Below are 13535 nucleotides of genomic sequence, written 5' to 3' on the forward strand. Positions count from 1 at the left end.
AACAGCATGAAATATATTTTCTATAAAAATTAAAAATTGTTGTAACTCTGCTTTTTCCTTACCGTAGAAGTAAGTGGTTTTAGAATTAATTGGTTAATGTTCTGTTTTAGTTAAATCCTCATCTGAAAAGGTGGGGATTTTTTTTGTTTTAAGGGAAATTATTTGTTCAGATTGAACTTGACGAGAATTGAATTATATTTGAAAATAAATTATCATAACCTTTTATTCTTTACATAAAATAAAAGTGTGTATAAATCTATTAATCATCTTTACAATGAATATAAGTAAGTTAAATATTGATTCATACAAACATCTTCAAAACATAAATTTTGATTTTACTTATCCGGAAGGTCATAAAAAAGAAGGACAGTCATTAAATAAAATTTGTATTATAGGTCAAAGTGCAACTGGTAAAACAAGCATTTTAGAATTAATAAAAACTAGTATTTCTTATTTGAATGAAGTAGAAATTATAAACAATAACTTTTTTTTCAATCATTTTAATTCGGATTTTAATGGAGAGATAGAGTTTTTTTCAAAAGATTTAAAAATACAATTAACAAAAAGATCTATAACATATAATGGGCGAAAGATTAATTATGATACAGGAATTGGAGGTTCAGTTACAAAACTAATTAATGATGTAACTAAATTACTATACTTGAGTTCAGACTTAATTTCTACCGAAGCTATTAATATTTTCAACCAAAATCCTCTGAGTATATTAAACGAATTAAGTTTTGAAAAAAATGCTGAGTTAAAGAAAAAATTTGCTGATACAAGTTACATCTATCAATTTGGACAAGAAGTTAATTCAGAAATTTGGTTTTCATTATTATACAAAATTTTAGATTATAGAAAACGATTTACCCAAATGGCTTCCGAATTGATTAATAAAGGAGCAATTGGCGATTTAACTAAATTGAACAAAGAATATAATAAATGGTCGGAAAACAATGAGAATCCGCTCGTATCTTTTGCTAACTATTTTAATCCAATTTTAAAGAAACTAAATTTAGAAGTTGATTTGATTAATACTGAATATACTATTCCAATTAAATCAGGTTATAACGATGAAACAATCCCAATTTCCAATTTAAGTACAGGTACAAAAGGATTGTTGTTGTCGATGTTTCCATTATATGAATTAGACACAACTGATAGTATAATTTTGGTTGATGAACCGGAAAGGTCGTTGTTTCCGGATATGCAAATTGATCTAATATCGCATTATCAAAACTTAGCACCAAATGCTCAATTGATAGTTGCAACTCATTCTCCTTTTATTGCAGCAGCTTTTGAACCGGAAGAACGATTTATATTGTACTTTAACGAGAATGGAAAAGTAGCTGTTCGCAAAGGTGAATCTCCAATTGGTGATGATCCAAACGACATTTTAAGAAATGATTTCAATGTTGAATATTACAACGACTTTGGAAAAAAAGCATACAATAAATATCTTGATTTAAAGAGGAAAGTAACTCTTGAAACCGAACCATATAGAAAAAAGAAGCTTGTTATTGAATTATCAGAATTAGGAGATAAATATAATTTTTAATGAGAAAAGTTATTAAAGATTCTAATTCAAGAATTGTAACTGAGAATTTAAAGTACAAGTCAGGAAATTCAACAAGTAAAGTAATTTCTGAAATTTTATTAACAGAACAAAAAAGCTTTTGTGCTTACACAGATGAATACATCAGCAGAACCGATGCAAGAGATATTGAACATTTTAATCCAACAGTAAAAAACACGCCTCAAGATAATTATTACAATTGGTTTTTAGTAAAGCACCAATGGAATAAGGAAAAAAGTTACAAGTGGGACGATTATCAACCAATATTACATCCAACTGCAGAAGATTTTGAAGAAAGAGTTATTTACATTGATGGCGACTATTTTGCTAATTCAGATTTAGATGTCGAAGCAAAAAATTTAATAAAATTATTAAAATTAGATGATGTAGAATTAGCAAATAAAAGGAAAAGATATATCTCAAGAAAACGTGAAGAAGCAAAAATTTTCGGACAAGACGCATTAACTTTTTTCTCTATTTTATTAGAAGACGATACTTGTCAGGTATCTTATTTAAGAGCTATAAAAGAAGAGTTTGGAATTGATATTTGGAAAATTTTAAATTAATAATATTACCCGATTCATTAGTCCTAATTTATACTCCGTCCTTTTATACTACTGATTTCTAATCTGATTTCAAAACCAACCCACCAACTTTTACCCGATAAAAGAAGCATCAAAGCTTAATATTAATTTAAATTTGAAATTTATAAAATAAGGGACATTGCGTATATTCATATTGTGAAAAACAAAAATGTCAGCTTTTATTGGTCCGGATTTACAGCCGGTCTTTTTAAAACTTTTTGCTTTCTAATCCAACTTATAAAAATTCAAGCGCTATTTTAACCTACACCAATTTTTACCCGATAAAAGAAGCATTCCAAACCACAAACTTTCTTCAATTTGGCTACACCATTCTTCAATCAGGCTACACTTAAAAAATGCGAATAACCAACCTTTGTACTTCAATTTAAAAACAAAAAAATGAAGACAATTTTCATCACCGGAGCCTCAACGGGCATAGGAAAAGCAACGGCAAAATTATTTGCCGAAAATGGCTGGAAAGTTATCGCAACGATGCGCAAACCTGAAAACGAAACAGAATCAAACCAAATCAGCGATATCACTTTGCTGCCGTTGGATGTTACAAACTTGGATCAAATAAAGGAAACCGCACAACAAGCAATTGCGTTGGGGCCTGTTGACGTGGTGTTTAACAATGCAGGTTACGGTTTGGCCGGGCCGATGGAAGGCATGAGCGACGAACAGATTACAAGACAACTCGAAACCAATTTGCTCGGCGTAATCCGGGTTACACAAGCTTTTATACCGCATTTCAGGGAAAAACAAAGCGGACTTTTTATCTCCACAACGTCCATCGGCGGATTGGTTACTTTTCCGTTCTTTTCTATTTATCATGCAAGCAAATGGGCTTTGGAAGGTTGGAGTGAAAGTATGTCTTTCGAATTGAGTAAATTTGGGATTGGCATTAAAACAGTTTCGCCCGGCAGCACAAAAACTGATTTTATCAGCCGTTCATTGGATTTGGCCAAACATCCTGCTTATGATGAGATAATGGACAAAACTTTTTCTGTTTTTGCCAACAACTCCAACATGTCAACCTTGTCATCTTCGGAACATATTGCATCAATTGTTTATGAAGCTGCCACAGATGGCAAAGACCAGATAAGATATGTGGCTGGCGATGATGCAAAATACTTGTACAACGAACGTTTGAAGTTGGGCAATGAGCAATTTAGAAAAAACATTGACCATATGTTTTTTGACAAGTAAAAGCTATTAAATAGGTAAATTCGGCAGGTAAAATCTAAATTGAATTTGCCTGCCTTAAAACTTTAAATATGAAGACTGAAAAAAAAGAAGCACCGGTTATTTTCAATTCAATTTCAGAAGTACATTCTTTTTTAGGTTTGCCGAAACCTTTACATCCTTTGGTCAGTTTGGTTGATTTTGGTGCGGTTGAAACATCTCTGAGAAAACTTCCGCCTGCTTATATCTTCAACTTTTACAAAATATCCTACACCCGAAAGTTTCAGGGGAAAATGAAATACGGCCAGAACTATTATGATTTTGACGAAGGCGGAATGATCTTTATTTCGCCCAACCAATTGCTTGCATGTATCGAAGCTAATTCCAATTTTAAGGGATATACTTTACTCCTCCATCCTGATTTTATCAGAAATTATCCGTTGGGGAAAAAGATCCAGGAGTACGGGTTCTTTTTATATTCGGTAAACGAAGCCTTGCACCTTTCGGAAACTGAACTGCAAACTATTGTTTCTGTTTTTGAAAACATTGAAAAGGAACTCACTACAACAATAGATGATGTTAGTCAGGATGTTATGGTTTCTTACATTGAAGTATTGTTGAATTACAGCAACCGTTTTTACAAGCGGCAATTCATCACCCGAAAGGCAGCAAGTGATGATTTATTGGAACAAATGGAAATGCTTCTATCTAACTATTTCAACAGCAAAACATCACTGATACAAGGATTGCCAACCGTTCAACATCTTGCAGAACAATTGCATGTTTCGCCAAGTTATTTAAGCGATATGCTTCGGTCTTTGACAGGGCAAAACACACAGCAACACATTCACAACAAACTTATTGAAAAGGCAAAAGAAATATTATCGACAAGCAATGTAACCGTTGCAGAAGTAGCTTATCAATTGGGGTTTGAGCATCCGCAATCTTTTAACAAAATATTTAAAAACAAGACAAACGTATCACCTTTGGAGTTCAGGGCTTCGTTCAATTAACTTGTGGGAATAAATTCTTAGTAATTGAGGTTTACAATTCAACCTCTAAACATAGATTTCTAATCCAATTCTTTAAAATTAAAATACTTTGATCCGATGCTTCTTTTACCCTATAAAAATTGGTGTTTGCATTTTATAAATTAAAAAACAAATGACTAAGATTTTTGGCTGATAAAAGAAGCATCAGCATAAAAAAACCCAGTCAGAAAAACCCAAATAATTTCAACTAAAAAAATAATTTCGACACAGTAAAAAATAATTTCAAAAAAGCGTAACCCCTTTAACCAAGTCGTCGTATAAGTAATTGGTTTTAGAATAAATTGGTTAATGTTCTGTTTTAGTTAAATCCCCGCCGGCACAGCGGGGATTTTTTTGTTGCTGTATTTCCATCATTGCAACAATTAAGTGATGCTGTTTTTATCGGTATAAAATTTAAAACATTGAAAATTATGTTGTAAAAGAAGCATCACTTTTCCGTCTCCGTGTCGGCAACATCACCGGGTTTTCTAAACTGGTTTCGCCGCCAGGAAACCCGTGATTTTCGTTCCCGCACGTTGCTGATCAATGATTTATAATGAACGAGGTAGGTGATCAGCAACGCAATCAAACAACCCAAAATCACACCGGCGGCACGTTCTAAAGCAACCTGGTAAAAATATTTCCCGCTTTCGTGGATGCAGATGATGATCACGGAAGCCAAAGCCGACCGTGTGGCAACCTGCAATTTTAGTAATTCACAGATAATCAGCACTATAACTACACCCAGACAAATCATCACCAAAGCCGGAGGATGCAAAAAAAACAGTAATAAACCCGTGCCCGCGCCTACTAAATTAGCTTTGATCCGCACTTCCGCCAGGTTAATGGCATCTTTCCCTTCAGGAGAAATAACAAGTAAAATCGAAACTAAGCTCCAAGCCCCTCCTTCGGGATAAGCCCGGTAAATAACAAACCCAATCACTGTCCCGATCAGGCACTTGGCAACGTACAATAAAAAGTCAATTTGTTTTTGATCCATGCAAATCATTCAGCTTCAAAAGCAACACAAAACCGCAGGCTTGGTTTATGGGCTTGGTTTTATGCTGATTTTTAGGTGGTAAAAGAAGCATTCATTTCAACCCGGACAAACTGTTTGCTTCCCGTAATATTCCTGTATCCATCCGGCGGCAAATACGTAAATTATAACGGAAAAAACGTACTTTTGCGGCAATGATTGCAATTAATGATTTAACTTACGAAATCGGCTCGCGGGCCTTATATGACGAAGCCAACTGGCACATCAAACCAGGCGAAAAAATTGGTTTGATCGGTGCCAACGGAACCGGAAAAACTACTCTGCTGAAGCTGATTGTAGGCGATATAAAAGCAACTTCGGGCACCATTTCCAAATCTAAAGACCTCACTATCGGGTACTTAAACCAGGATTTGCTTTCTTATGCTTCCGATAAAAGCATATTGCATGTGGCGATGGAGGCTTTTGCGCGCCAAAACCAGTTGCATGATGAAATCGAAGAACTGCTGAAAAAACTGGAGACCGATTATTCGGAAGAAATCCTGCATAAATTAAGCGATAAACAAAGCGAATTTGAAGCTTTGGACGGCTACAACATCGAATATAAAGCACACGAAATTTTGGCCGGTTTGGGTTTTAGCGATGCAGATACCGAACGCAAGCTCAGCACTTTTTCTGGTGGCTGGCGGATGCGCGTGATGCTGGCCAAGATCCTGCTGCAAAACCCTGAAATTTTATTGCTGGACGAGCCCACAAACCACCTGGATTTGCCTTCTATCCAATGGCTGGAAGATTACCTGCGCAGTTTTGAAGGCGCGGTTGTTATCGTTTCGCACGATCGCTGGTTTTTGGATAAAGTGATCAACAAAACGGTAGAATCCCGCAAAGGAAAACTTACTTCTTATTCCGGCAACTACTCTTTTTATGTAGAAGAAAAAGACCTGCGCGGCGAAATCCAGAAGAACGAATTTAAAAACCAGCAGGCCAAAATTAAGCAGGAAGAGCGTTTGATCGAGCGTTTCCGGGCCAAAGCATCCAAAGCAAAAATGGCGCAATCCCGCATTAAAGCTTTGGATAAACTGGAGCGCGTGGAAGATGTGGACGACGATAACCCGGCCGTGAATTTCAGTTTTAAGTTCTCCAGGCAATCCGGCCGTCATGTCATCAACATTGAAAACCTTACCAAAAAATATCCTGCCATTGATATTGTGGAAGCTGCCAATGCAGTGATCGAAAAAGGCGATAAAATTGCTTTAATCGGGGCAAATGGCCGCGGAAAATCAACCGTTTTACGCATTATTGCCGGTGCAGACAATCAGTTTGAAGGCAAAAGTGAAACCGGTTATAACGTTACGCAAACGTTTTTTGCTCAGCATCAACTGGAAGCTTTGCATTTGGACAGCGAGATTTTGCAGGAGCTGCAACGCTTCGCCCCAAAACATAATGAAACCGAACTGCGCTCTATTTTAGGTTCGTTTTTATTTACCGGTGATGATGTTTTCAAAAAAATAAAAGTGCTTTCCGGCGGAGAAAAATCCCGCGTGGCGTTGGCAAAAGCATTAACGGCAGATGCAAATTTCCTGATTCTGGATGAGCCGACCAATCACCTGGATATTGCTTCGGTAAACATTTTGATCCAGGCTTTACAGCAGTTTGAAGGAACGTTTATCGCTGTTTCCCACGATCGGTATTTTCTGGACAATGTGGCCAATAAAATCTGGTTTATCGAAGATCAGCAGATCAAAGAATATCCCGGAACGTATGCCGAATACGAAATTTGGCAGGCCAAACGTAAACTTGAAGCCAAAGCTGCACCTGCTCCTCAGCTTAAAAAAGAAGTAAAAAAAGAAACTGCAGCAGTTAAACAGCCTGCAGAGGATAAATCCAAATCTTTGAAAAAACTGAACCAGGACCTATCCGGCATGGAACAGAAAATTGCAGATTTGGAAAAATCCGTCAGGCAGTTGGAAGCAGAACTATCAGACGATAAAATTTATAAGCAGCAAAACCGCTTGCAGGAAGTGAACAGAAATTTGAAGCAAAAACAGCAGGAACTGAAACAGCAACAAGATAATTGGGAAGTTTTGGCTGATCAAATCCTGGAAATGGAAGAAAGATAAATGCTGTTTTTACCGGTATAAATTTGGAAAACAATCCTGCGAAAACATTTGCAGGATTTGTAGTTTTATACCGGCACTATTCAATAGTTGTTTCAGGAATAATGCTAACAATAGAATTTGATGAAATACCTTTTTCTGCTGATACTTCTTTTATCCACCCAAATTATTGCTGCACAAAACAGTTATCAAAATGTTGTTTATCAACCTAATATAAAAACTGTACAATTATATAACGCACAGCAGGAAAGTTCCTTCCCGATTATTGGTTTGCACACCAACGATGTTTTGTTGCTCGGTTTTGATGACTTGAACGCTGGCACCAAAAACTATTATTATACCATCATTCATTGCGATGCGGACTGGAAACCTTCCTCACTTTCGCCTTCAGAATACCTGCAAAGTTTTACGGAAGACAGGATTATGGATTACCGATATTCCTTCAACACCAAACAAAAATACACGCATTATCAGCTCACACTGCCCAATTACAACATCGTCCCAAAGCTTTCGGGCAATTATTTATTAAAGGTTTATCCAGAGGGAAAACCTGCCGAACCAATTTTCACGCAGCAGTTTTATGTGGTTGATCAGCGGGCAGGTTTGGTGGCCGGCATTGTTCCGTCAAACCAGGTGATTGACCGCACTACTAATCAAAAAATTAATTTCAGTGTGGATGTTTCTGCTTTGCCGGTGCAAAATCCGTATGCTGAAATCCGGACGCTGATTATGCAAAACGGCCGTCCGGACGTAAGTTCGATGAACACCAACCCGCAGTTTGTGCAGGGCGGACTGCTGCAATTTAATGATTTTCAGACCAATGATTTTGCGGGCGGAAACGAGTTCAGAAGGTTTGACCTGCGCACCTTATTGTCTGGCGGAGAACATATTGCAAAGATTTACCGCGATACAGTGAATACAGTTATGTTAATGAACGACAGGGTTTTAAATCAGCCTAATTATACTTTTCAGTACGATAACAACGGCAAATTCTTTATCCTGAACTACGATGGCCGTAACCCGCAAACGGACGCCGATTACGCACATGTTTACTTCAACTTAAACTATACGCCGCAAAACCCAAACGATGCTGTTTTTATCACCGGAAAATTCACCAATTACCTTTTGAACGAAAGCGGCAAGATGAATTACGATGCCGCAAGAGGCAATTTTTATAAAGATTTATACCTGAAACAAGGCGTTTATGATTATCATTACGTGTTGAAAACTAAGAACGGAACCGACCAGATAGCAATTGACGGCAGCCATTTTGAAACCGAAAACGATTATCAGTTTCTGGTTTATTTTAAACGGACAGGCAGTAGGTATGAAGAACTGGTTGGTTATCATTTGTTAAATTCGACCAAAAGTTTACGTTGATTTATCCCGAAAAAACATCGATAAAAGAAGTATATGCTGGAGCAGTTTGATTTACAAAACCTGTTGATTATTGATATTGAAACCGTGCCGCAATACCGCAATTTTGCGGAAGTGCCAAAATCTTTTCAGGATTTGTGGGATCAAAAAACCGTCCATCAGCGTAAAGAAGTTTCGGCAGCGGATTTTTATGAACGTGCCGGGATCTGGGCAGAGTTTGGCAAGATCGTTTGTGTTTCTGCCGGGATTTTTACTTCTGGCGAAAGTGTTTCGCTCCGCATCAAATCTTATTGCTGTTTGGAGGAAGCTGATTTGCTGGAAGATTTTGCAGCGATGCTGGGCAAGCGGCCGTCTAACCAAATCCTTTGCGCGCACAATGGCAAGGAGTTTGATTTTCCGTATCTGTGCAGAAGGATGCTGATCAATGGCGTCAATATACCGCCTCAACTGCAAACTTTCGGCAAAAAACCCTGGGAAGTTAACCATTTGGATACGATGGAGTTATGGAAGTTTGGCGATCATAAAAACTATACTTCGCTGAGTTTGCTGGCGGCGATTTTTAATATCCCCACGCCCAAAAACGATATTGATGGCAGCCAGGTGCGTTACGTTTATTGGGAAGAAAACGATCCGGAGCGCATCAAAGTATATTGCCAGAAAGATGTGATCACCACGGCCCAGCTGATCCGAAAATACAGGAACGAGGATTTGATTTCCGAAGAAAATATTACTTATATTGATTGACAGATGAGCCTGACAGTCAGTAATTTAAAAATAACATTTATAGCCGGTGAGACTAATTTTGAGGCGGTAAAAGAAGTATCGTTTAAACTGCTGCCCGGTAAGGTATTGGGGATTGTGGGCGAATCCGGCTCCGGAAAATCAGTAACTTCTTTGGCTTTAATGCGGCTTTTGAATGAAGAAAACACGCAAATCAGCGGCGAGGTTTTTTTGAATAATATTGATCTGCTTAAACTTCCGGAAGCTGAAATGCGCAGTTATCGCGGCAACAAAATCGGGATGATCTTCCAGGAACCGATGACTTCGTTAAACCCGGTTTTAACCTGCGGTCATCAGGTTGCAGAAGCGATACAACTGCACCTGAAAGTTAGTAAAAAGGAGGCCAAAATCCGTACCATTCAGCTTTTTGAAGAAGTACAATTGCCACGGCCGGAAGCGATTTTTGGCAGTTATCCGCACCAAATTTCTGGCGGACAAAAGCAGCGCGTGATGATTGCGATGGCTCTGAGCTGCAACCCGGAAATTTTGATTGCCGATGAACCGACAACCGCGCTGGACGTAACGGTGCAAAAATCTATTTTAGAGCTTCTTTTACGCATCAAAAACGAGCGAAATAGCAGTCTGATTTTTATTTCTCATGATTTGGGGGTGATTAAAGAAATTGCCGATGACGTATTGGTGATGTACAAAGGCCGGATTGTGGAACAGGGAAAAGCCGATCAATTGTTTGCCCATCCGCAGCATCCATATACCAAAGGTTTGCTGGCCTGCCGCCCATCGCCTGATTTCCAGCTAAAAAAGCTGCCCGTTATCAGTGATTTTGTAAAGGTTGATCAGCAGGGCAAAATACAATCTTCCACGTTGAGCATACAGGAAATCCGGGAAAGATATGCTTTGACGGATGATTCAAAAAAAGACCGGCAAAAGAAGTATCAGCAGGAGCCGCTTCTGGAAATTAAAAACCTGAACACCTGGTTCCCGATAAAAAGCGGTTTTTTTCAGCCCGAAAAACAAGTGGTAAAAGCAGTAAACAACGTTAGTTTTAAAATTTTTCCGGGAGAAACGCTCGGTTTGGTTGGCGAATCGGGTTGTGGAAAAACAACTTTAGGCAGAAGCATTATCCGTTTGATCGAACCGACTTCCGGCAGAATCATCTTTAACAATCAAAATATTTTAAACTTTTCTGCAGACGAAATGCGCCGACAGCGTAAAAAAATGCAGCTTGTTTTCCAAGACCCGTATTCCTCCCTCAACCCAAAACTAACTGCTGGTCAGGCAATTACAGAACCGATGGAAGTGCACCGTTTGTATGCCGGTCCGCAGCAACGAAAAAAGAAAGTCTTGGAATTGCTGGACCGCGTGAACTTGCTGCCCGAACATTTTGACCGTTATCCGCACGAGTTTTCCGGCGGACAGCGGCAACGCATTGTAATTGCCCGCGCGCTGGCGTTGCGGCCCGAATTTTTAATTTGTGATGAATCTGTTTCTGCTTTGGATGTATCGGTACAAGCACAGGTATTGAACTTGTTAAAAGAATTGCAGCAGGAATTCAACCTGACTTATTTGTTTATTTCCCATGATTTGGCTGTGGTAAAACATATTGCCGACCGCATTATGGTGATGAACAAAGGCGAAATCATAGAAACCGGCGACCCGGAAGCCATTTATCACCGGCCAAAAGAAGAATACACGCAGAAATTGATTGCCTCAATCCCGAAGCAGTAACAATCCTGTGCTTGCAAACACCTTTTTCTGCCTAAATCCTTGTATCTTTACCAATATTTATGGCATCAAAAAACAAAACCAGCCATTCTGTAAAACAGGTACTTACCCAAATGGTACTTCAGGTTTTTGAAGAAAATGGCAACCAAACTTATAATTACAAACAGGTTTCGGCCAAACTGAATGTAAGCGATTCGGATTCCCGCGAAACAATTTTAGAAATTTTGCTGGAAGAAACCAAAAAAGGTGTGCTAAAAGAAGCATCACGCGGAAACTTTCAACTAATTGAATTAAAGACGTTTGTAGAAGGAAAAGTTGATTTAACGGCAGATGGTTCTGCGTTTATCATTACCGATGATGAAACGGAACAGGATATTTATGTGGCACCGCGCAAGCTGCGGAACGCGCTGCATGGCGACCGGGTGAAGATTTATGTTTACGGCAAATCCAAGGGCAAGCGCAAAGAAGGCGAAGTGATCGAAATTATCCAGCGGGCAAAAATGGAGTTTTCGGGAATTGTGAAACTAAGTGAGCGTTTTGCGTTTTTCATCCCGGACGACCGCAAAATGCTGCGTGATATTTTCATCCCGATTTCCGAATTAAATGGTGCTAAAAACGGCATCAAAGCCATTGCCGAGATTGTGGACTGGCCGCCGGAAGCGAAAAACCCAATCGGCCGCATCAAACAAATTTTGGGCAAACAGGGCGAAAACAATACGGAAATGAACGCGATTTTGGCGGAATACGGTTTCCCATTATCGTTTCCTGCGGATGTGGAACAGGAAGCCGAAGAAATCAGCGATCAGATTTCGGAACAAGAAATTAAAAAACGCCGCGATTTTCGCCCGGTAACTACTTTTACGATCGATCCGGCCGATGCCAAAGATTTTGATGATGCGATTTCTTTTAAATTTTTGGAAAACGGAAATTACGAAATAGGTGTGCACATTGCCGATGTTTCCCATTACGTTACACCCGGAACGCCGCTGGACAAAGAAGCTTATGAGCGCGGAACTTCGGTTTATCTGGTTGACCGCGTGATCCCGATGCTGCCGGAAAGGTTATCCAACGGACTTTGCTCGCTTCGCCCGAATGAAGATAAATTGTGTTTTTCGGCTGTTTTTGAAATGAATGCCGATGCACAGATTATTACGGAATGGTTCGGTAAAACAATTATTCATTCTAACAAGCGGTTTGCTTACGAAGATGTGCAGGAAATTATTGAAGCCAAAACAGGTGATTTTGTAAAAGAAATTTTGTTGCTGAACGAATTGGCCTACAAACTCCGCGACCGCAAATTTAAAAACGGGGCCATCAGTTTTGAAACCACAGAAGTAAAGTTTAAGCTGGACGAAGACGGAAAACCTTTGGGAGTTTATACCAAAGAACGCAAAGACGCGCACAAACTGATTGAAGATTTTATGCTGCTGGCCAATCGCCGTGTGGCAGAATTTATCGGGAAAAAAGGTAAAGGAAAAAATAAACTGACCTTTGTTTACCGTTCGCACGATTCGCCCAAAGAAGACAATTTGCTGTCATTTGCGCAGTTTGCTTCCCGTTTCGGTTATAAAATCAATACCAACTCTGATAAAGAAATCGCCAAATCCTTAAACCATTTAATGGCCGATGTAGAAGGCAAAAAAGAGCAGAACGTGTTGACACAATTGGCAATCCGCTCAATGGCCAAAGCAGTTTATACCACCAAAAAAACAAGTCATTACGGTTTGGCCTTTGATTTTTATACGCATTTTACTTCGCCTATCCGCCGTTATCCGGATGTGATGGTGCACCGTTTGCTGGAGCATTATCTGGAAGGCGGAAAATCTGTCAGTGCAGAAGATTATGAAAAGTTAAGCGTGCATTCATCTCAAATGGAGAAAAAAGCAGCTGATGCAGAGCGTGCTTCTGTTAAGTATAAACAGGCAGAATATTTGCAAAACCAGATCGGTACTGTTTTTACCGGTATAATTTCGGGCGTTACCGAATGGGGCATGTATGTTGAAATTGAAGAAAATAAATGCGAAGGTATGATCCGGCTGCGCGACATTTCAGACGATTTTTATACTTTGGATGAGAAAAACTACGCGATTATTGGTCAGCGGAAAAAGAAAATTTACCAGTTAGGCGATGAAGTGCAGATTAAAGTGAAAAGTGTTGACCTGACCAAAAAACAGATCGACTTTTCATTAGTTCAGTCATAACCGCGAT

The 13535-nt window shown here is 38.9% G+C and carries 10 protein-coding genes; 9 read left to right on the forward strand and 1 reads right to left on the reverse strand.

The features are described 5' to 3' along the window. Positions 1-274 precede the first annotated feature (274 nt). From ACOFKR_RS10325 to ACOFKR_RS10340, 4 genes are all read left to right on the forward strand, one after another. Positions 275-1558 (forward strand): ATP-binding protein, encoded by a 1284-nt coding sequence (locus tag ACOFKR_RS10325; RefSeq protein ID WP_419800721.1) that lies wholly within the window; start codon positions 275-277, stop codon positions 1556-1558. Next, complete coding sequence (locus ACOFKR_RS10330; protein ID WP_419800722.1) at positions 1558-2142, forward strand: hypothetical protein; 585 nt, start codon at positions 1558-1560, stop codon at positions 2140-2142. The genes ACOFKR_RS10325 and ACOFKR_RS10330 overlap by 1 nt, the downstream gene beginning before the upstream one ends. Positions 2143-2559: 417 nt before the next feature. Beyond that, complete coding sequence (locus tag ACOFKR_RS10335; RefSeq protein WP_419800723.1) at positions 2560-3369, forward strand: SDR family oxidoreductase; 810 nt, start codon at positions 2560-2562, stop codon at positions 3367-3369. 68 nt (positions 3370-3437) lie between these two features. Next, entirely contained in the window at positions 3438-4358 is a 921-nt protein-coding gene (locus ACOFKR_RS10340) for a helix-turn-helix domain-containing protein (RefSeq protein ID WP_419800724.1), read from the forward strand. A gap of 466 nt (positions 4359-4824) precedes the next feature. Here the strand turns inward: ACOFKR_RS10340 and ACOFKR_RS10345 are convergent, their stop codons facing one another. After that, positions 4825-5376, reverse strand: a complete 552-nt coding sequence (locus ACOFKR_RS10345; RefSeq protein ID WP_419800725.1) for an FUSC family protein — start codon at positions 5374-5376, stop codon at positions 4825-4827. A gap of 191 nt (positions 5377-5567) precedes the next feature. Here ACOFKR_RS10345 and ACOFKR_RS10350 point away from each other — a divergent pair, with 191 nt between their 5' ends. From ACOFKR_RS10350 to rnr, 5 genes are all read left to right on the forward strand, one after another. Then, complete coding sequence (locus tag ACOFKR_RS10350; protein WP_419800726.1) at positions 5568-7490, forward strand: ABC-F family ATP-binding cassette domain-containing protein; 1923 nt, start codon at positions 5568-5570, stop codon at positions 7488-7490. Between the two features lie 120 nt (positions 7491-7610). Beyond that, a complete protein-coding gene (locus ACOFKR_RS10355) occupies positions 7611-8867 on the forward strand; it encodes a DUF5103 domain-containing protein (RefSeq protein WP_419800727.1) in 1257 nt (418 codons plus the stop codon). 33 nt (positions 8868-8900) lie between these two features. Beyond that, positions 8901-9608 (forward strand): 3'-5' exonuclease, encoded by a 708-nt coding sequence (locus ACOFKR_RS10360; RefSeq protein ID WP_419800728.1) that lies wholly within the window; start codon positions 8901-8903, stop codon positions 9606-9608. 3 nt (positions 9609-9611) lie between these two features. Then, the gene (locus tag ACOFKR_RS10365; protein ID WP_419800729.1) at positions 9612-11330 is read left to right on the forward strand and encodes an ABC transporter ATP-binding protein; all 1719 of its coding nucleotides are present in this window, start codon (positions 9612-9614) and stop codon (positions 11328-11330) included. 59 nt (positions 11331-11389) lie between these two features. Further along, positions 11390-13528, forward strand: a complete 2139-nt coding sequence (gene rnr / locus ACOFKR_RS10370; RefSeq protein ID WP_419800730.1) for a ribonuclease R — start codon at positions 11390-11392, stop codon at positions 13526-13528. Positions 13529-13535 lie beyond the last annotated feature (7 nt).

Origin of the sequence: Mucilaginibacter sp. (genome assembly GCF_965201005.1) — a bacterium.
Taxonomy (GTDB): domain Bacteria; phylum Bacteroidota; class Bacteroidia; order Sphingobacteriales; family Sphingobacteriaceae; genus Mucilaginibacter_A.

Bases quoted from the DNA above. Each gene is read 5' to 3' on its own strand.
- ACOFKR_RS10360 (WP_419800728.1), top strand. From the start codon at position 8,901: ATGCTGGAGCAGTTTGATTTACAAAACCTGTTGATTATTGATATTGAA.
- ACOFKR_RS10340 (WP_419800724.1), top strand. From the start codon at position 3,438: ATGAAGACTGAAAAAAAAGAAGCACCGGTTATTTTCAATTCAATTTCA.
- ACOFKR_RS10330 (WP_419800722.1), top strand. From the start codon at position 1,558: ATGAGAAAAGTTATTAAAGATTCTAATTCAAGAATTGTAACTGAGAAT.
- ACOFKR_RS10335 (WP_419800723.1), top strand. From the start codon at position 2,560: ATGAAGACAATTTTCATCACCGGAGCCTCAACGGGCATAGGAAAAGCA.
- ACOFKR_RS10350 (WP_419800726.1), top strand. From the start codon at position 5,568: ATGATTGCAATTAATGATTTAACTTACGAAATCGGCTCGCGGGCCTTA.
- ACOFKR_RS10325 (WP_419800721.1), top strand. From the start codon at position 275: ATGAATATAAGTAAGTTAAATATTGATTCATACAAACATCTTCAAAAC.
- ACOFKR_RS10355 (WP_419800727.1), top strand. From the start codon at position 7,611: ATGAAATACCTTTTTCTGCTGATACTTCTTTTATCCACCCAAATTATT.
- ACOFKR_RS10365 (WP_419800729.1), top strand. From the start codon at position 9,612: ATGAGCCTGACAGTCAGTAATTTAAAAATAACATTTATAGCCGGTGAG.
- rnr (WP_419800730.1), top strand. From the start codon at position 11,390: ATGGCATCAAAAAACAAAACCAGCCATTCTGTAAAACAGGTACTTACC.
- ACOFKR_RS10345 (WP_419800725.1), bottom strand. From the start codon at position 5,376: ATGGATCAAAAACAAATTGACTTTTTATTGTACGTTGCCAAGTGCCTG.